This window comes from Massilia phyllosphaerae (genome assembly GCF_034659755.1).
GTDB classification, from domain to species: Bacteria; Pseudomonadota; Gammaproteobacteria; order Burkholderiales; family Burkholderiaceae_D; genus Telluria; species Telluria phyllosphaerae.
Genome location: NZ_JAXSQX010000008.1, coordinates 166,014 through 184,994, shown reverse-complemented (window position 1 = coordinate 184,994; position 18,981 = coordinate 166,014). Strand labels below are relative to the sequence as shown.

At 67.2% G+C, this 18,981-nt stretch carries 16 protein-coding genes; 8 read left to right on the top strand and 8 right to left on the bottom strand.

Annotated features, from left to right (window positions below):
• Nucleotides 1–6: 6 nt before the first annotated feature.
• From U1H99_RS25940 to U1H99_RS25915, 6 genes are all read right to left on the bottom strand, one after another.
• Nucleotides 7–708 (bottom strand): ABC transporter ATP-binding protein, encoded by a 702-nt coding sequence (locus tag U1H99_RS25940; RefSeq protein ID WP_323144564.1) that lies wholly within the window; start codon nucleotides 706–708, stop codon nucleotides 7–9.
• Nucleotides 701–1,411 (bottom strand): ABC transporter ATP-binding protein, encoded by a 711-nt coding sequence (locus U1H99_RS25935; RefSeq protein ID WP_323144563.1) that lies wholly within the window; start codon nucleotides 1,409–1,411, stop codon nucleotides 701–703. Before U1H99_RS25935 ends, U1H99_RS25940 begins: the two co-directional genes overlap by 8 nt.
• Nucleotides 1,398–2,351: a branched-chain amino acid ABC transporter permease gene (locus tag U1H99_RS25930; protein WP_323144562.1), complete on the bottom strand. Its 954-nt coding sequence runs from the start codon at nucleotides 2,349–2,351 to the stop codon at nucleotides 1,398–1,400. The genes U1H99_RS25935 and U1H99_RS25930 overlap by 14 nt, the downstream gene beginning before the upstream one ends.
• On the bottom strand, nucleotides 2,348–3,220 hold the full coding sequence (locus U1H99_RS25925; RefSeq protein ID WP_141835191.1) for a branched-chain amino acid ABC transporter permease: 873 nt from the start codon (nucleotides 3,218–3,220) through the stop codon (nucleotides 2,348–2,350). Before U1H99_RS25925 ends, U1H99_RS25930 begins: the two co-directional genes overlap by 4 nt.
• A 61-nt stretch (nucleotides 3,221–3,281) precedes the next feature.
• The gene (locus U1H99_RS25920; RefSeq protein WP_323144561.1) at nucleotides 3,282–4,451 is read right to left on the bottom strand and encodes an ABC transporter substrate-binding protein; all 1,170 of its coding nucleotides are present in this window, start codon (nucleotides 4,449–4,451) and stop codon (nucleotides 3,282–3,284) included.
• Between the two features lie 37 nt (nucleotides 4,452–4,488).
• Complete coding sequence (locus U1H99_RS25915; RefSeq protein ID WP_323144560.1) at nucleotides 4,489–5,298, bottom strand: IclR family transcriptional regulator; 810 nt, start codon at nucleotides 5,296–5,298, stop codon at nucleotides 4,489–4,491.
• Nucleotides 5,299–5,606: 308 nt separating this feature from the next.
• On the opposite strand from U1H99_RS25915, the gene U1H99_RS25910 reads away from it, so the two are divergent.
• The 6 genes from U1H99_RS25910 (at nucleotide 5,607) to U1H99_RS25885 (ending at nucleotide 12,980) form a co-directional block, all read left to right on the top strand.
• On the top strand, nucleotides 5,607–7,727 hold the full coding sequence (locus U1H99_RS25910; RefSeq protein ID WP_323144559.1) for a 3-hydroxyacyl-CoA dehydrogenase NAD-binding domain-containing protein: 2,121 nt from the start codon (nucleotides 5,607–5,609) through the stop codon (nucleotides 7,725–7,727).
• Between the two features lie 23 nt (nucleotides 7,728–7,750).
• A complete protein-coding gene (locus tag U1H99_RS25905) occupies nucleotides 7,751–8,932 on the top strand; it encodes an acetyl-CoA C-acyltransferase (RefSeq protein WP_323144558.1) in 1,182 nt (393 codons plus the stop codon).
• 21 nt (nucleotides 8,933–8,953) lie between these two features.
• Nucleotides 8,954–10,162 carry an acyl-CoA dehydrogenase family protein gene (locus tag U1H99_RS25900; RefSeq protein WP_323144557.1) on the top strand — a complete coding sequence of 403 codons (1,209 nt, stop codon included), beginning with the start codon at nucleotides 8,954–8,956 and terminating at the stop codon, nucleotides 10,160–10,162.
• A gap of 10 nt (nucleotides 10,163–10,172) precedes the next feature.
• Nucleotides 10,173–11,315 (top strand): acyl-CoA dehydrogenase family protein, encoded by a 1,143-nt coding sequence (locus tag U1H99_RS25895; RefSeq protein WP_323144556.1) that lies wholly within the window; start codon nucleotides 10,173–10,175, stop codon nucleotides 11,313–11,315.
• A gap of 10 nt (nucleotides 11,316–11,325) precedes the next feature.
• Nucleotides 11,326–12,540 (top strand): CaiB/BaiF CoA transferase family protein, encoded by a 1,215-nt coding sequence (locus tag U1H99_RS25890; protein ID WP_323144555.1) that lies wholly within the window; start codon nucleotides 11,326–11,328, stop codon nucleotides 12,538–12,540.
• Between the two features lie 86 nt (nucleotides 12,541–12,626).
• Entirely contained in the window at nucleotides 12,627–12,980 is a 354-nt protein-coding gene (locus tag U1H99_RS25885) for a CzcE family metal-binding protein (RefSeq protein ID WP_323144554.1), read from the top strand.
• Nucleotides 12,981–13,008: 28 nt separating this feature from the next.
• Here U1H99_RS25885 and U1H99_RS25880 read toward each other — a convergent pair whose 3' ends face one another.
• Nucleotides 13,009–14,088 (bottom strand): porin, encoded by a 1,080-nt coding sequence (locus U1H99_RS25880; protein ID WP_323144553.1) that lies wholly within the window; start codon nucleotides 14,086–14,088, stop codon nucleotides 13,009–13,011.
• A gap of 277 nt (nucleotides 14,089–14,365) precedes the next feature.
• On the opposite strand from U1H99_RS25880, the gene U1H99_RS25875 reads away from it, so the two are divergent.
• The gene (locus U1H99_RS25875; RefSeq protein ID WP_323144552.1) at nucleotides 14,366–14,572 is read left to right on the top strand and encodes a hypothetical protein; all 207 of its coding nucleotides are present in this window, start codon (nucleotides 14,366–14,368) and stop codon (nucleotides 14,570–14,572) included.
• Nucleotides 14,573–14,581: 9 nt separating this feature from the next.
• Here the strand turns inward: U1H99_RS25875 and U1H99_RS25870 are convergent, their stop codons facing one another.
• Entirely contained in the window at nucleotides 14,582–17,098 is a 2,517-nt protein-coding gene (locus U1H99_RS25870) for a TonB-dependent receptor plug domain-containing protein (protein WP_323144551.1), read from the bottom strand.
• A 318-nt stretch (nucleotides 17,099–17,416) separates the two neighbouring features.
• On the opposite strand from U1H99_RS25870, the gene U1H99_RS25865 reads away from it, so the two are divergent.
• Complete coding sequence (locus tag U1H99_RS25865; RefSeq protein ID WP_323144550.1) at nucleotides 17,417–18,928, top strand: CYTH and CHAD domain-containing protein; 1,512 nt, start codon at nucleotides 17,417–17,419, stop codon at nucleotides 18,926–18,928.
• Nucleotides 18,929–18,981 lie beyond the last annotated feature (53 nt).

Below are 18,981 nucleotides of genomic sequence, written 5' to 3'. Positions count from 1 at the left end.
GCGCGACTAGCGGGCAAAATACAGTTTGTGCAGGTGGTCGAGGTCGACCTCGTTCGCCGGCTGCGACAGCACGACTTTCCCGCTCTGCATCAGGTACACGTGGTCGGCGACGCCGACCGCGCGGTGCGTGTTCTGCTCCACCAGCACGATGGTGCGTCCGTCCCCCTTCAGGCGTTTCAAGATCTCGAACAGTTCGTTGACCATCACCGGCGCCAGGCCGAGCGAGGGCTCGTCGATGATCAGGAGCTTTGGGTCGCTCATCAGGCCGCGTGCCATCGCCAGCATCTGCGCCTCGCCCCCGGACAGCGAGCCGGCCAGCTGCTTGCGGCGTTCGCGCAGGCGTGGGAACATCTGGTACGACTTCTCCAGGTTGGCGGCGGCCCCGGCGCGGTGCTGCGGCGCGAAGGCGCCCATCATGAGGTTTTCCTCGACCGTCATGTCGCGGAAGGTCATGCGGCCTTCCGGGATCATCGCCATCGAGACGTCGGTCATCTTCCAGGTCGGCGTGCCGTTCAGCGGCGCACCGTTGAGTGTAATGGTGCCCTGCGACGGCTTGATGAGGCCCATCACCGCGCGCAGCAGCGTGGTCTTGCCGGCGCCGTTGGGGCCGATGATGGTGGTCAGCTTGCCCGGCTGGATGCTCAGCGACAGGTCCCACAGCACGTTGATGGCGCCGTAGCCCGCGCGTACGTCCTTAATGTCAAGCATGCTCGGCTCCCGTATAGCTCTTCACCACTTCCGGGTTGCTGAAGACCTCGGCCGGGGTGCCCTCGGCGATCAACTGGCCGAAGTTCAGCACCGCCACCCGCTGGCACAAATTGCTGATGGTCTCGATGTCGTGCTCGATGATCAGGATGCCGACCTTGAAGGCTTCGTGCATCTGCTTGAGCATGTTCATGAAGTGGCGCTTGCCGTTGGTTTCCAGGCCGGCCAGCACTTCGTCGAGCAGCAGCAGCTTGGGGTTGGTGGCGAGCGCCTTGGCCACTTCCAGCGCCTTCAGTTCGCTCAGCGCGAGGCCGGTGGCGGCATCGCGCCCGGCCTTGGCCGTGAGGTTGGTGAATTCCAGGATCTCGTCGATGCGGCGCGCATCGGTGCTGCCGGTACCGAAGCGCTGCGCCACCGTCAGGTTCTGGCGCACGGTCAGCTCGTGCATCGGCTGCGGGATCTGGAAGGTGCGGCCAATGCCCATGCGGGCGCGCTGGTACATCGGCGCACGCAGCACGTCGCGGCCGTCGAACACGATGCGCCCATCCGTGCGCGCCAGCCCGGAGATGGCGTTGAACAGGGTGGTCTTGCCGGCGCCGTTGGCGCCCACCAGGCCGACCACGTCGCCGCTGCCGACCGCCAGCGAGACCTTGTTGACCGCGGTGAGGCCGCCGAAGCGCACCGTCACGTTTTCAAGCTGCAGCATCTTTTTTCCTCATGAACTTGCGCGCCAGCGCCAGCAGGCCGTCCGGGCTGGCGATGATCATTGCAACCAGCACCACGCCCAGCACCAGCTGGTGGCCGGTCGGGATGATGCTTTTCACGACCAGCTGGTCGACCAGGTAGACCACCACCGCGCCGACCAGCGGGCCGGTGATGGTGCGGTAGCCGCCGAAGATCGCCGCCACGATCGGGATCGTCACCCACAGCGTGCTGAAGGCGTAGTCCGGCTCCAGGAAGTTGATGTAGTGGACGTTGAAGGCGCCGACCACGCCGCACATGAAGCTCGACACCAGCAGCATCAGGCCCTTGAGCAGGGTGTTGTTCACACCCACCACGCGGGTGGCGTCGTCGCTGTCGTGCATCGCGCGCAGCGCCAGGCCGTGCGGGCTGCGGCGGATCAGGTCGTAGATGGCGGCGAACACCAGCACGATGGTGAGGATCACCAGGTAGTTGCCGGTCTTGCTGCCGAAGTCGAAGCCGCCGATCGTCGGCAGGCGCGGGATGTTGGCGATGCCGGCCGAGCCGCCGGTGACCGAGGTCCATTCGGTGGCGAGGATGCGGAAGATGTGGGCGTAGGCCAGGATCGCCAGCGCGAAGTAGGGGCCGCGCAGGCGCAGCACCGGCAGCATCAGGATCGCGGACACGATCGCCGCCACGCCGGCCAGCAGCATCGCCAGGAACACGGGCACCCCGTACTGCATCGTCAGCACCGCCGATGCATACGCGCCGACGCCGAAGAAGGCCGAGTGGCCGAAGCTGACCATGCCGCCCAGGTTGCCCAGCAGCGCCCACGACAGGGCGATGCCGCCGATAACCAGCGAGGCGATCACCAGGCTCATCACGTAATTGTCGCTGCCGAACACCAGCGGCACCGCCACGTACACCGCCAGCAGCGCGGGAATCAACCATTTATATTGTTTCATCCGCGCCTCCGGGCCGCGCCGAACAGGCCGTTGGGCATCACGAACAGCACCAGCAGGAACAGGCCCATGCCGGCCAGCTCCTGCAGCGCCGAACTGGCCAGGGTCACGGTCAGCGCCTCGGCGATCCCGAGCAGCACCGCGCCGATCAGGACGCCGGGGATCGAGCCGATCCCGGCCAGCACCGTGATGATGAAGGCTTTCACGGTCAGCACGCCGCCGAAGGCGGGGGTGATCACGCCGTAGCTGAACAGCGCCACGCCGGCAAAGGCGGCCATGATGCCGGCCACGATGAACGAGACCAGCTCGGTGAAGCCGGGATTGATGCCCATCAGCTTGGCGGCGTCGCGGTTGCTCGACACGGCGCGCACCGCGCGTCCGTACCAGCTGCGCGACAGCCACCACCACAAGCCGGCGATCAGCACCACGCTGACGCCGAAGAACAGCACTTCGCTGCGCATGCTGTACAGCGGTCCGACGACAAAGGCCTCCTGCATCCACGAGGAGCTGGTCGCGCGCACGTCGGCGCTCCAGATCAGGAGTGCCAGGTTGGTGATGATGACGCCGACGCCGTAGGTCAGCGTCAGCGAGTTGATCTCGCGGTTGGTCTTGATGCGCCCGACCAGCAGGTAGATGCCGGCCGAGGCCAGCGTGACCAGCACCACCGCCACCGGGATCGCCAGCAGCGGATTGACGCCCAGCTTGCTCTCCACCGTATAGCCGATGTAGGCGGCCAGCAGCACCAGCTCGCCGTGCGCCAGGTTAATCACCTTCATGGCACCGAACACCAGCGCCAGCCCGAGTGCGATCAGGGCGTAGGACCCGCCCTGCAGCAACCCGGAATACAAGGACTGCATGATCAATTCAGTCATTTCCGCATTCCATTCCCGTTGACTTCAGGCGGAGCCAGGTCCGCCCCCTTCATCGCTGCGCTTACCAGGGCACGCCCGGGTACACCGGCTTGGCGGTGGCGACTTCCTTCGGCCACACCAATGAGACGCCCTTGCCCTGGTGCTGGCCCATGCGTTGCGTGAAATTCGGGTTGTCGCCGTTGGCATTGAACTGGACGCGGCCGATCAGGGTCTGGCGGTCGGTCTTGCGCATCTCTTCGGCCACGCCGCCCTTCTTGAGCGTGCCCTTGTCGGCGGCGCGCGCGATCGCTTCGAACAGCAGCATCGACTGCACGTAGCCGAACTGGCCGAGGTAGTCGGGCTCCTTGTTGTACAGCTTGCGGTAGCCGTCGGCGAAGGCCTTGCCGTCCGGGGTGCTGAAGGCGACCGGGTAGGGCAGGACCGCGGTGCCGTACACATTCGGCATCAGGTCGGGGAAGTCGGCCGCCATCTTCGGCGTGGCCAGCGACCACACGCCGGCGATGCCTTTCACGGAAGGCTTGAGCACGCGCGCTGCGCGCAGGATGCCGACGTAGTCGTTCTCGTAGCCCACCATGACGATGAACTCGGAACGGTCGCGCAGCTTGACCTTGTTGATGATCGGCTTGAAGTCGGTGATCGCCGGGTCGAACGCGTGCATCTCGACCTTCACGCCCTTGCCGCCGAGGGTCTTCTGCACCGCAGTGGCCAGGCCCTGGGTCGCTTCCTTGGTCGAGTGGATGATCGACACCGACTTGACGTTCAGGTCGCCCAGCAAGCCGACCAGCGCCTTCTGGTAGCCGGCGGTGTTATTGATGCGGAAAAAATTCTTGCGGCCGCCGTTGACCAGGCTGTCGTCGACGCCGCCCGAGCTGACGTAGACCAGGTCCAGCTTGCCGGCGGCATCCGCGGCCGGCGCGATGTTGTTGGAGCCGTAGCCGCCGGTGATCGCCACCACGTTCTGGCTGGCCAGCTTCTCGACCGCGGCCACGGCCTTGGCCGGCGCCGATTCGTCGTCCACGGTGACCAGCTTGATCGTGTGCTTGCCGTTGGTCTTGTTGAAGACCTCGGCGGCGACGCGGATGCCTTCCTGGGTGCCCATGCCGACGCGGGCCAGCGGGCCGGTCAGCGGAATCTCGACGCCGACCAGCAGTTCATCGGCCTGGGCCGCGCCCATGGCGGCCGCCGCACTGGCGACGACCGCGGCGACGGCGATCATTCTTGCTTTGTTCATTGTCTCCACCTTTTCTAGTTGGTTTGAATTGTCGGACTCAATCGATGCGACGGCCCATGCTCACTTCCACGTTGCGCACCATCTGCACCAGGCGCGGTCCGAGATCCTCCACCAGCCGCTCGCGCGGCAGCAGGAAGGCCGGGCCGCCGCAATTGAAGGCGACCGTACGAGCCGGATCGGGGTCGACCAGCGGCACGCCGACGGCGCTGATGTTGGCGTCCCACAAGCCGGACGACAGGCAGAAGCCGCGGTCCTGGTAGTCCTTGAAGCTTTGTTCGATGTCGGCCTTGATCTTCGGCCAGTTGGCCTCGGTGTGCATCCGGATGTGATCCATCAGGAAGTCGCGCTGGTCCTGGGCCAGGCCGCACAAGTAGGCCTTGCCCATCGCAGTGGTGGCCAGCGGGATGCGCGAGCCGGCATCGCGGCGCAGGGTCACGGCGGCGCTGCCGCGGCAGGCTTCCACGTACACCATGTTGAGGCGGTCGCGGATGCCGGTGGCCACGCTGCACTGGGCATATTCGGCCAGCGCCTGCATGCCGGGACGCGCCAGCTTGCGCACGTCGAGGTTGGCCAGCAGGGTATGCCCAAGCGCCAGCACGGCAGCGCCGAGCTGGTAGCGGCCCTGGTCGGCGGCGTAGTTCAGGTAGCCGAGGCGGGTCAGCGTGTAGGTCAGGCGCGAAATGGTCGGCTTGGGCATGCCGGTGCGTTTCGCCATCTCGCTGTTGCTGAGTGCCGCTTCGCCGGGCCGGAAGCAGCGCAGTATTTCGAGGCCGCGCGCTAGCGCCGTCACGAACTGGCGGTCCTTGGCGATGTCCTCGTCGTCGAATGACCGGATGTCGTCATCCATGTCGCATGTCTCCTCGATCCCGTCGTGATCTCGTGTCGTGGTCCCGTGCTCGTCGCGTTGCCGCTACGGCCGGGTTGAACTGATGTTCACACACACAAAAGATCAGTGTCAACAGTTTTGTGAAATGCCGGTTCGCTGTGCGGAACTGCATTTTGTCATGACATGTCGTATCTGCCGCTTTGTAGCGATTTCCAGCTCATGCGGGCGCTTTACATCGTCAAACGAAATGCGGTATCGTTGGCTCCGCCTGAAATGCAAAACACAATTTCGCACAGCGAACCAAGCGAATAAAACAAGGAGATAGATTGATGAGTTCCGGGGCACCCAACGCCGTCGTCCGGCGCGAACAGCGCGGCGACATCCTGCTGGTCACTATCGACAACCCGCCGGTCAACGCCCTCGGCGCCGACGTGCGCGCCGGCCTGCTGGCGGCGATCGAGGCGGCCGACGCCGATCCGGGAGTGGCCGCCGTGCTGATCGCCGGCAGTGGCCGCACCTTCATCGGCGGTGCCGACATCCGCGAATTCGGCAAGCCGCCGCTGCCGCCGGCCTTGCCGGACGTCTGCAACCGCATCGAAGCCTGCACCAAACCGGTGGTCGCCGCCATCCACGGCCCGGCCCTCGGCGGCGGCCTCGAAGTGGCGCTGGCCGCCCACTACCGCATCGCGCTGCCGGCGGCGAAACTGGGCCTGCCCGAAGTGCAGCTCGGCCTGCTGCCGGGCGCCGGCGGCACCCAGCGCACCCCGCGCCTGGTCGGCGCCGCGGCAGCCCTCGAGATGATGCTCAGCGGCCGCCACCTGGGCGCCGCCGAAGCGCACAAGCTCGGGCTGGTCGACCGCGTAGCCGGGGAAGGCGATCCGATCGAGATCGGCCTGGTATATGCGCGCGAACTGCTGGCGCAGGGCGCGCCGGTGCGCCGCACCCGCGATGCGGACGTGCTGCAGGACCGCGCTGCCCAGACGGCCGCCATCGAGCAGCTGCGTCTCGAGACCGCCAAGAAATCGCGCGGCCTGTTCTCGCCATTGAAAATCGTGGAAGCGGTGCAGGGCGCCGTCGACCTGCCGTTCGACGAAGGCCTGGCGCTGGAACGCAAGCTGTTCCTCGCATGCCTGGACAGCCCGCAGCGCGCCGGCCTGGTGCACGCCTTCTTTGCCGAGCGCGAAGCGGCCAAGTCGCCCGAGACGCAATCCAGCCAGCCGCGCCCGGTCGCGCGCATCGGCGTGGTCGGCGGCGGCACCATGGGCGCCGGCATTACCGTGTCCTGCCTGGATGCCGGCCTGCCGGTGACCATGATCGAGCGCGACGAGGAAGCGCTGGCACGTGGCCGCGCCAACGTCGACAAGGTGTATGCGGGCCTGGTGGCCAAGGGCCGCATGACCGAAGACGCCAAAGCTGCCGTGATGGCGCGCTGGACCGGCAGTACCGCCTACGACGCCCTGGCGGACGCCGACCTCGTGATCGAAGCGGTGTTCGAGGACATGGAGGTCAAGAAGGCGGTGTTCGCGGAACTCGACCGCGTCTGCAAGCCGGGCGCGGTGCTGGCCACCAACACCTCCTACCTCGACATCGACGCCCTGGCCGCTTCCATCGCGCGCCCGCAGGACGTGATCGGCCTGCACTTCTTCTCGCCGGCGAACATCATGAAGCTGCTGGAGATCGTGGTGCCTGCGAAGGTGGCCCCGGACGTCGTCGCCACCGCCTTCGAGCTGGCCAAGAAGCTGCGCAAGACCCCGGTGCGCGCCGGCGTGTGCGACGGCTTCATCGGCAACCGCATCCTGGCCGTTTACCGCCAGGCGGCCGACGCCATGATGGAAGACGGCGCCTCGCCCTACCAGATCGACAAGGCGGTGCGCGACTTCGGCTTCCCGATGGGACCCTACCAGATGTCGGACCTGGCCGGCGGCGACATCGGCTGGGCCACGCGCAAGCGGCGCGCGCCGACGCGCGATCCGCGTGCCCGCTACGTGCAGATCGCCGACCGCCTGTGCGAGCGCGGCTGGTTCGGCCAGAAGACCGGGCGCGGCTACTATCTCTATGAAGCCGGGTCGCGCACCGGCACGCCCGACCCGGAAGTCGATGCCATCGTCGACGCCGAACGCCGGCGCGCCGGCGTCACGCCGCGCAGCTTCACCGATGAAGAGATCATGCGCCGCTACATGGCCGCGATGATCAACGAGGGCGCCAAGGTGGTGGCCGAGAAGATCGCGCTGCGTCCGCTCGACGTCGACGTCACCTTCGTGCACGGCTACGGCTTCCCGCGCTACCGCGGCGGCCCGATGAAGTATGCCGACATGATCGGCCTGCCGCAGGTGCTGGCCGATATCCGCGCGTTCGCCAAGGAAGACCCGCTGTTCTGGCAGCCGGCGCCGCTGCTGGTCGAGCTGGTCGAGCGCGGCGCCGATTTCGCCAGCCTGAACCAGACCAAATAAACAATCACCACCGGAGACTCGCCATGCGCGAAGCCGTCATCGTTTCAACCGCCCGCACGCCGCTGACCAAGGCGCACCGCGGCGAATTCAACATCACCTCGGGGCCGGCGCTGGCCAGCTTCGCGGTGCGCGCCGCGGTCGAGCGCGCGGGCATCGACCCGGCCTCCATCGAGGACATGATCCTCGGCTGCGGCTACCCGGAAGGCACCACCGGCCGCAACGTCGCGCGCCAGACCGTGATCCGCGCCGGCCTGCCGATCTCGATCGCCGGCGCCACCGTCAACCGCTTCTGCGCCTCGGGCCTGCAGGCGATCGCGATCGCGGCCGGCCGCATCGTGGTCGACGGCGCCCCGGCCATGATCGCCGGCGGCGTCGAGAGCATCTCGCAGATCCGCTCGCGTGACGACGGCAATTCCGGCATGGACCCGTGGATCCAGCAGCACAAGCCGGAGCTCTACATGGCGATGATCGACACCGCCGACGTGGTCGCCGCGCGCTACGGCATCTCGCGCGAAGCCCAGGACCGCTTCTCGGCCGAGAGCCAGCGGCGCACCGAGGAAGCCCAGCTCGCCGGGCGCTACAAGGATGAAATCGTCGCCTGCACCACCACGATGGCCGTCAAGGACAAGGACACCGGCGCCGTCTCGCAAGTCGAGGTGGCGGTCGACCAGGACACCTGCAACCGCCGCGGCACCACCTACGAGGCGCTGGCCAAGCTGGCGCCGGTGATGGGTGCCGATAAATTCATCACCGCCGGCAATGCCTCGCAGCTGTCGGACGGCGCCTCGGCCTGCGTGATGATGGAAGCCAAGGCCGCCGAGCGCGCCGGCCTGACCCCGCTGGGCGCCTTCCGCGGCCTGGCGCTGGCCGGTTGCGAGCCCGACGAAATGGGCATCGGCCCGGTGTTCGCGGTGCCCAAGCTGCTCGAGCGCCATGGCCTCACGGTCGACGACATCGACCTCTGGGAACTGAATGAAGCCTTTGCCTCGCAGGCGATCTATTGCCAGCAGCGCCTCGGCATCCCGTCGGAACGCCTGAACGTGAACGGCGGCGCGATCTCGATCGGCCACCCGTTCGGCATGACCGGCGCGCGCCTGGCCGGCCACGTGCTGCTGGAAGGCCGGCGCCGCGGCGCCAAGTATGCCGTGGTCACGATGTGTGTTGCCGGCGGCATGGGTGCGGCCGGCCTGTTCGAGATTTATTGATCGTACGAGTACGAGGATTCCATGGACCTGAATTTCACCCCCGAAGAAGAAGCCTTCCGCGCCGAAGTGCGCGCCTTCCTGGCCGAGAAGCTTCCCAAGCGCCTGTCCGACAAGGTCGCCAACGGCAAGCATTTGAGCCGTGCCGACATGCAGGAATGGCACGCGATCCTGAACGAGCGCGGCTGGCTGGCCAACCACTGGCCCGAGGAATACGGCGGCCCGGGCTGGACCGCCATCGAAAAATTCATTTTCGAGAACGAGTGCGCGCTGGCGAATGCGCCGCGCATCGTGCCCTTCGGGGTCAACATGCTGGGGCCGGTGCTGATCAAGTACGGCAACGACGCCCAGAAGCGCTACTGGCTGCCGCGCATCCTGGACGGCTCCGACTGGTGGTGCCAGGGCTATTCGGAACCGGGCGCCGGTTCCGACTTGGCGGCGGTCAAGACCACGGCCGTGCGCGGCGTCGATGCGCAGGGCGAGCACTACATTGTCAACGGCCAGAAGACCTGGACCACGCTCGGCCAGCACGCCAACATGATCTTCTGCCTGGTGCGCACCGACCGCGAGGCCAAGAAGCAGGAAGGCATCAGCTTCCTGCTGATCGACATGAACACGCCCGGCGTCGAGGTGCGCCCGATCGTCCTGCTCGACGGCGAGCATGAAGTCAACGAGGTGTTCTTCACCGACGTCCGGGTGCCGGCCGAGAACCTGGTCGGCCAGGAAAACCGCGGCTGGACCTGCGCCAAGTACCTGCTGACCTACGAGCGCACCAATATCGCCGGCGTCGGCTTCTCGGTGGCGGGACTGGAGCGCCTGAAGCGCATCGCCTTTGAACAGACCCGCAACGGCAAGCCGCTGCTGGACGACCCGGCGTTCGCGGCGCGCCTGGCGCGCGTCGAGATCGACCTCGAGAACATGAAGACCACCAACCTGCGCGTGATCGCCGCGGTAGCCGGCGGCGGCGTGCCGGGTGCGGAAAGCTCGATGCTGAAGATCCGCGGCACCGAGATCCGCCAGGAGATCAATGCGCTGGCGCGCCGTGCGATGGGCGTGTATGCGCGCCCGTTCAGCCAGGACATGCTGGATGCCGCCTACGACGGCCCGCAGTTCGGTCCGGACTTTGCCGCGGCCGCCTCGGCCCAGTACTTCAACAACCGCAAGCTGTCGATCTTCGGCGGCTCCAACGAAATCCAGAAGAACATCATCTCCAAGATGATCCTCGGACTGTGAGGGCAAGACCATGAACTTCGAACACACTGAAGAACGGCGCATGCTGGCGGATAGCCTGAACCGCTTTATCGCCGAACAGTACGGCTTCGAGACGCGCGACCGCATCGCCGCCTCGGGCGAAGGATATTCCAAGGAGATGTGGCAGCAGTTCGCCGAGCTGGGCGTGATCGGCGCCCTGCTGCGCGAAGAAGATGGCGGCTTCGGCGGCGGCGGTTTCGACATCGCCGTGGTGTTCGAGGCGCTGGGCCGCGGCCTGGTGATCGAACCCTTCCTCGGCAGTGCGGTGCTGGCCGCGGAGGCGATTGCCGCCGCCGGCAGCGACGAGCAGAAGACCAGGCTGGCGGCCATCGCCGACGGCAGCGTTATCGCCGGCTTCGCCCACGACGAGCCGGAGACCCACTACGAACTGGCGCGGGTGCAGGCGCGCGCCGAACGGAGCGGCGAGGGCTGGGTGCTGAACGGCGCCAAGGCGGTGGTGGCGCAGGGCGAAGCGGCCGACTGGTTCGTGGTGTCGGCGCGTACCTCCGGCGCCATCGACGACGAAGCCGGCATCTCGCTGTTCCTGGTGCCCAAGGATGGCGCCGGGGTACAGGTCGTGGGATCGCCGACCATCGACGGCGGCCGCGTGGCCGAGCTCAGGTTCGACAACGTCCAGCTGGATGCCGGTGCGTTGCTGGGCCAGGAAGGGCAGGGCTACGCCGTGCTGGAACGTGCCGTCGGGCGCGGCGTGCTGGCACTGTGCGCGGAAAGCCTGGGCGCGATGGAAGCGGCCAAGGCCGCGACCCTGGACTACCTGCGCACGCGCAAGCAGTTCGGCGTGCCGATCGGCAGCTTCCAGGCGCTGCAGCACCGCATGGCCGACCTGCTGCTGGAAATCGAGCAGGCGCGTTCGGCGGTGATCAATGCCGCCGCCGCATTGGACAGTGAACGCATCGTGCGCGAGCGCGCGCTGTCGGCCGCCAAGGCCAGCATCGGCCGCATCGGCACCCTGGTGGCCGAGGAATGCATCCAGCTGCACGGCGGCATCGGCATGACCTGGGAACTGCCGCTGGCCCACTACGCCAAGCGCCTGGTGATGATCGACCACCAGCTGGGCGACGAGGATCACCACCTGGCACGCTACATCGCGCTCGGCCGCCGGCTGGCGGCATGAGGGGACGATCGTGACCACCGAAAGCAAGCTGGGCAAGCTGCCGCTGGCGGGCGTGCGGGTGCTCGACCTGTCGCGCGTGCTGGCCGGTCCCTGGTGCGCGATGGCGCTGGGCGACCTTGGCGCCGAAGTGATCAAGGTCGAGCATCCGCAGCGCGGCGACGACACGCGCGACTGGGGCATGCGCATCGGCTCCACCGAGACCGCCTATTTCAACAGCGTCAACCGCAACAAGCGCTCGGTGTGCCTGGACCTGAAGACGCCGGAGGGCCAGGAACTGGCGCGCGCGCTGATCCGCAAGAGCGACGTCGTGATCCAGAACTTCAAGTTCGGCGACATCGAGCGGCTCGGCCTTGGCTACGAGGAAATGTGCAAGGACCAGCCCGGCCTGGTCTACTGCTCGATCACCGGCTACGACCGCACCGGGCCGGAAGCGGCGCGGCCCGGCTACGACCTGGTGATCCAGGGCGAGGCCGGATTGATGGCGCTGAACGGCGAGCCGACCCAGCCGCCGCTGAAATTCGGCGTCGCCGCGGTCGACATGATGACCGGGATGTATGCGGCCCAGGCCGTGCTGGCGGCGCTGTTCCAGCGCGAAAAGACGGGGCAGGGGCGCCATGTCGGCATGGCGCTGTTCGACTGCGGACTGATGATCAGCGCCTACTACGGCCTGGAAGCCCTGCTGCGCGGGAACGATCCGCCGCGCTTCGGCAACGGCCACCCGTCGATCATGCCGTATGGCGTGTACGAGGCGGCGGACGGTCCGCTGGTGGTCGCGGTCGGCAACAACGGCCAGTACCTGCGCTTCTGCACCGACGTGATCGAGCGTCCCGACCTCGCCAGCGACGAGCGTTTCAAGACCAACATCACGCGCACCGTGCACCGTGACGAACTGATGCCGGAAATCCGGCGCGAACTGGCGGCGCGCCGGCGCGCCGAACTGCTCGAGCGCATGAGCAAGGCCGGTATTCCGTGCGGCGAAGTGGCGGGGCTGCACGAGGCGCTGACCTCGCGCCGCGCAGTCGAGGGCGGACTGGTGAACACGATGGACCACCCGGAAGTGGGCAGCGTGCCCGTGATGGCTTCGCCCTACCGTTTCGACGGCGAACGGTTGCCGGTACGGCGGGCGCCGCCGCAACTGGGGGAGGGGACGCAAGAGGTATTGCGCGACCTGCTGGGACTGGACGAGGACAGGCTGGCCGGGCTGAAGGCACGCGGCGTGGTGTGACAGGCGCCGGGAACTCGTGGCGGGCGCATGGTCTCCAACGCTAACCCGGCCGAGAGGGCCGGGCGCCGGTTTTGGCGGAGCGTGCCATGCGACTGTTCGTCTGTTCCTTCCTTGCGCTGCTGGGCGCCTGCGCCCCGGTCCAGCAGCGCGCCGACCTGCTCGGCATGGCGATCCCGGCGTCCGCCGCCGCCCACAGCGTGGTCATCACGCCTGAGACGCGCTGGGTCAACGTCACCGGCGGCGACACTGTTCGGTTCGTGGCCGGCGGCGGCGAATTTGGCTGGGACTTCCACGTGTCGCCGCTGGTGCAGGTGTTCGACCTGAACCGGGTGGCGCCGCCCGGCATGCTGGGACGGCCGCTGCCGCAGACGTTGCCCGTTTACGTGGACCCCGATCCGAACTACACGAGCGGCGGCGACTGGCGCGCGCCGCCGCATTAGCGCGGCGGGGGCATCATGAACCTGCCGCTCAGAAGAAGTGCTGCATACCCGTCGTAAAGCGTTTCGCCGAATCGCTGCCGACCGCGACGTAGTTCTGCGCCAGGTCGACCTGGGTGGCGGTGACGACGCTACCGGTGCGCGCGGCCCCGACCGTGGCGTAGAGGTTGCTGCGCTTGCTGAGCGCGTACTTGGCGATCACGATGGCCTCCTGCGCGTCGTCGTCGAGGTCGCCGCTGCGGCGAATGTTGTAGGCGGCGGCGGTCAGGGTCACGGCCGGCGCCACCAGGTAGTCGGCGCCGACGCCGAAGACGCTGATCTTGCGGCGTGTGGCGTCGACGCGGCTGGCGGAATAGGTCGAGCGCAGCGTGACGCGCGATCGGACGTAGCGTGCGCCGACGATGTAGGACTTGACTTCCTCGCCAGCGGTGATGTTCTTCATGCGCGTCGCCACGGCGGACACGTTGAGCGGACCGGTATGGTAGAAGCCCGCCACGCTTTCATACTTGTTTTTCTCGGTCGAGCCGGGCTGCTCGCCGAAGGCGCGCATCACGGCGAAGCCGAAGTTCTTGTAGTACGGGGAGGTGTACCTGATCGAGTTACTCTGGCGCACGGCCGAGCCGCCATTGTTGGCGCCGTAGGCCCCGAAGGCAGGGGCGCTGTTCCCCGCCGAAAACAGAATGTTCGGGTTGCTCGCCGCGAACGCCACGCCCTGCGGATCGGCCGGGATGATCGTAATCATGGAGAGGGAATTCTGTCGGCCCAGGTTGACAGCACCGAAACCGCCGGACAGGCCGACCGTCGCTTCGCGGTCGAACAGAGCGGTCGTGGACGGGGTCCCGGTCGGTATGCCCGCTCCGCCGACATCGTTCTGCAGCAAGCCTTCGAGGCCGAAGCGCGCCTTCAGGCCACCGCCAAGGTTTTCCTCGCCGCGAAAGCCCCAGCGCGAAGGCAGCATTTGACCGGGTTCGACCAAGGTGCGGGTGCCGTTGCTGTTGACGACCCGGCTGATGCCGGCGTCGATAATCCCGTAGATGGTGACATTCGATTGCGCGGACGCGTTCGACATGCAGATACCGAGCACCGCGAGCGCGGCGAAAGTCTTTTTCATTGCGTTTCCTGGTTTATCAGCTTGCGCTTGCCGGCGCTTGCTTTTCGTATCGTGTGTTCTAGATCTTGCTTCGTGGAACTGTCGTTACACGGCCCCGCACTTTATTTACTCTCGTATGTACTGTCAATAAGAAAAGTTCAGTAAAACAGTAACTTATGAATGCCGCAACATGTCAGGTGGGCATGTTTTTATGTGATATCGGCAGGATTGCAGGCGCGCGGAAGCCGCCGTGGCGGCGCGGTTTCCAACGGTGATCAGGCCTGCGTGGCGACTGCCCGTGACGCGCGATCGCGTGGAGCAGGAACACTGGGACAGTCCCGCGTTCCTGCGCGTGAATCACCTAAGCAGCGCAGCCAGGGCGAGCGCTTTTGGCGTGCTGGTGCCGACGCTGCCGCACGCCGGCAGCGTGGGGGCGTTGGCCGCGGCGGCCTGGTTCACCGGGTGGTACCCGGCGCAGCGCCGCCGCATGCCGCCGCACGGCTGATGAAGCGATTTACAGCGTCACATCGACCCGCGCATACCACGAGCGTCCGTTGATGCCGAACGGGCAGGTCTCCCAGCAATAGGTGAAGCCCAGCTGCGGGAAGGGGGCGGCGCGCACCGGATCCCACTTGGTCGGGAAGGTGTTGAACAGGTTGTTGGCGCCCAGCGTCACGCTGGTGGCCTTGCTGATGTTGTAGCGCAGCGTCGCGTCCAGGATCCACTTCGCATCCCAGGTCTGCACGAACGGTGCCGTAAAGCCCTGGCCCTGCACTTCGCCGTAGTAATTGGCACGGACGTTGCCGTTCCAGGCGCCGCGCGTGTAGTCGGCCGACAGCACATGGTGCTGGCGCGGCTGGCCGCGTTCGATCAGGGTCACCTGGGCGTCGTCGAACAGCTGGGTGCCGCTCAGGACCGGCGAATCGGAGTGGCGGCCCACCACCTTGGTGCGGTTGAAATCGAACTGGCCGGACAGCACCAGCGTCGATCCCGGCCAGCGCGTGGTGTGCTCGGCGACGATGTCGAGGCCGCGCGTGTGGGTGTCGATGGCGTTGGTGAAGAACTGCGCCTGGCCGACCTTCAGCGGATCGAGGATGGCGCGGATCGGGCAGGCCGCCGCGCTCGCGCAGGTGCCGGATTCGGGGGCGATGTTGGACGAGAACACGATGCGGTCGTCGATGTCGATGCCCCACAGGTCGGCCGTCAACGAGAAGTTCGGCATTGGCCGCAGCACCAGGCCGACGCTGGCGTTCTTCGAGGTTTCCTGCTTCAGGTTGGGGATGCCGAAGGCGCGTGTGACGGTGCTGCCCTCGCGTGCGGTGAGCGTCTCGGTCAGCACGCCGGCGGCGTTCAGGTTGGTCGAGACCGAGCTGTAGAACTTCTGCTGCACGCCGGGTGCACGGAAGCCGGTCGAGACGGTGGAGCGCAGGCCGACGGTCTTCGACGGATCGTAGCGCAGCGACAACTTGCCGGTGGTGGTGCTGCCGAAATCCGAGTATTTTTCCCAGCGCACGGCGGCACCCAGCAGCAGTTCGCGCGTCAGCTTGTGTTCCGCATCCAGGTAGAGCGCGATGTTGTGGCGGCTGTCGTCGACCGCGGTGGCCGGCGTGTAGCCGGGGAAGCCCTGGGTGCCGGAGGCTGCCACGCCACCCGTCTGGTCGCGGATCACGATGGCCGGGTTGTTGGTGCGGCCGTACTGGTAGGAGACCGGATCGCCGGCATCGATGCCATAGCCGTCGCGGCGGTATTCGAAACCGGTGGCGAACGATATTTCGCGCCCGCCGATCTGGATCGGGCCGCGCAGGTCGGCGTTGACGGTGGTCTGCTTGAATTTCAGGGCCCCGGTGTCGGCTTCGAGCGGCGACTCGGCGTAGATGCCGCCGCCCGGTTTCGGCTCGTACCAGTAGCTGATGTTGATGGTTTCCTTTTCATGGAAATCGAGCTCGCTGCGGCCGTGGTTGACCGACAGGTCGGCCTTCCATCCATCGGCCAGGTCGCGCCGGTAGCCGACCGCGAACGAGCCGTCCTTGACCGTGGTGCGGATGTTCGGCAGGAAGCCGTTCGGGTACACCGACGGCACGTTGCGGCCATCCTCCGCGGTGCGGAAGAAGCCGGCCGAATCGCCGGTCCGGTGCGAGACGCCGCCGAAGCTGTAGAACTCGCCGCCGGCGGCCGGCAGCGCCGCGTTCCACCAGAAGTACTTGTCCTTGGCCAGGCTGTCGCCGATGCGCTGGGTGACGCGCGGCGGGTTGACGCGCAGGGTGTCGAGGCCGGCGCGGTTGGTCTCGCCGCGGTGGCGGCCTTCGACGGTGAGGTTGACGTAGCCGCCGTGGCCGATCGCCCAGCCGGTGTTGGCGCTGGCCGAGCGCAGCGCGCCGCCGCCTTCGCTGGTGCCGCCGATGCTGCCGGACAGCTGGGTGCTGTCGGTGGTCTGCTTGAGCACGATGTTGATCACGCCGGCGATGGCGTCGGAGCCGTACTGGGCGGCGGCGCCGTCGCGCAGCACCTCGATGCGCTGGATGGCCGACATCGGGATCGCATTGATGTCGGTGCCGGCCGAGCCGCGGCCGATGGTCTGCTGCACGTTGACCAGCGCCTGCTGGTGGCGGCGCTTGCCGTTGACCAGCACCAGCAGCTGGTCGGGGCCGAGCGAACGCAGCGTGGCCGGGCGGATGATGTCGGTGCCGTCGCTGATGAAGGTCGACGAGAAATTGAAGGAGGGGTCGAGCGTCTGCAGCAGCTTGCCCAGTTCCAGCGGCCCGGCCATCTGCATGTCCTTGAGGCTGATCAGCCCGACCGGCGCGGCGGCGTCGAGGGCGGTGCGGGCGGCGCCGCGCGAGCCGAGCACGATCACCGAGGCGGTGGCGGGGGTGCCGTCCGCAGCGGGCGTTGCAGCCGGGGCCGCGGCGTCGGCGGACGTAGCGGCGGGTGCATCGGCGGCCTGCTGGGACCAGGCCGGCGCAAACGCCAGCAGCAGGGAAGCAGCGAGCAGGGTACGGGTAAAACCGGGCAGGGCTGTAGGAGTCGTCATCCTGGATCTCTCATCGTCGTTATCGGATGCCGTCTTGCACCGGGATGGTGCAGGTTCGGCGCGAGCCCAGTCTAGCGAGACCAGTCTTATATGGACAAATGTTAACTGTGGATGTGTTGCAAATAAGTAAAATAAACGCGATTTCTATTGTGCGAGCTAGTCAGGCACAGCTATTCTGCTTAGTCTGGCCCGCGTTGTCGCTTTTTCATGAATGTGACATTTCGAGAGAAACTCCTTCCTCCTTATGCATGCGCCATACTGTTGACACAAACAGGCTTTAGCATGCCCGGAGCCGTGAGCACAATCTAAGGAGAATGAATGGAAGCCGAAATCAAGCTGGCCCTCGATGCCGCCAGCGTGGCGCAGGTCAGGAAACTGCCGGTCCTGCGCGAACACGCCGTGTCCGAACCCCGGGAACAGGAACACGTCGACCGCTACTTCGACAGCAGCGGTTTCGACCTGCTGCGCCACGGTTTCGCCCTGCGCGTGCGCAGCGCCGGCAGCCGCCACGTGCAGACGCTCAAGGGCGGCGGCAGCGCGCTGGCGGGCCTGCACCAGCGCACCGAGCTCGAGAGCGAGATCGGCACCGACGCGCCCGACCTCGACCTGTTCGCGCGCCAGCTGCGCGACGTGCTGCCGCAGCTGGCGAAAGAGGGCGTGCCGGACCTGGCGCCGGTATTCGTCAACCGCAGCAAGCGCAGCAGCTGGATGATCGCGCTGCCGGACGGCGTGCAGATCGAGTGCGCGCTCGACGTCGGCGAACTGCAGCACGGCGAGCGCAGCGTTCCGGTGCGCGAGCTGGAACTGGAAATCAAGCAGGGGGCGCCCGCGGTCCTGTACGGGCTGGCGCAGCAGGTGCATGCGGCGCTGCCGGTGCGCCTCGAGCATGTCAGCAAGGCCGAACGCGGCTATGTGCTGGCCGGGGCGGTGAAGCCCAAGGCGGTCAAGGCGACCGCGGTCGCGCTGCGGCGCAAGGCCAGCATGGGCGAGGCACTGGGCGCGATCCTGGCCAACTGCCTGGAGCAGATGGCGGCCAACGAACGCGGCGTGATCGCCGGCGACGTCGAGAGCCTGCACCAGATGCGGGTCGGCCTGCGCCGCCTGCGCGCCGCGCTGGCGATGGTGCGCGACATGGTCCAGCTGCCCGAGCCTGTCGGCGCCGACATCGAATGGCTGGCCGGCGAACTGGGCGACGCCCGCAACTGGGACGTGTTCATCGAATCGGTATTACCCGCCCTGCCGCTGCCCGAAGCGCACCGCCCGGGCATGGAGCGGGTGCTGGTGGCTTCGCGCGAAGAAGCCGAGCGCCATCGCAACAAGGTCAAGGCGGCGGTGGGCAGCGCGCGCTACACCGCGCTACTGCTGGCGCTGGGCGCCTGGATCGCCGGGGAGGGGTGGAAGCAGGCCGGCCTGCCGTCGGAACCGCTGGCGCAGGCCGTGCGCAAGGCGGCCCCGCAGCTGGTCCAGCACGCCGCCGCGCGCGTGCGCAAGCGCGCCCGCGCCTACGACCTGCACCGCCCCGAATGCCTCCACAAGGTGCGCATCGCGGCCAAGAAGGAACGTTATGCGCGCGAGTTCTTCGACGCCGTTGGCCACGGCAAGCGCGCGGCACGCCGCCACGACCTGCTGGCCGGCATGCAGGACGAACTGGGCACGATCAACGACAGCGCGGTGGCGCGCGACCTGGTGGCGCAGCTGCGCGACCGGGTGCCGCAGGAAGTGGCGCTGCTGGGCTTCATCGAGGGCGTGCTGGCCGAGCGCGAGGCGGATGCCTTGCCGCGGGCGCGCCGCCATGTGAAGGACCGGCTGCGCGAGAAGGCGCGGTTCTAAGCGCGATTCGTCGTTCCCGCGTTAGCGGGCACGACCGGGGGGCAATCCGTCAA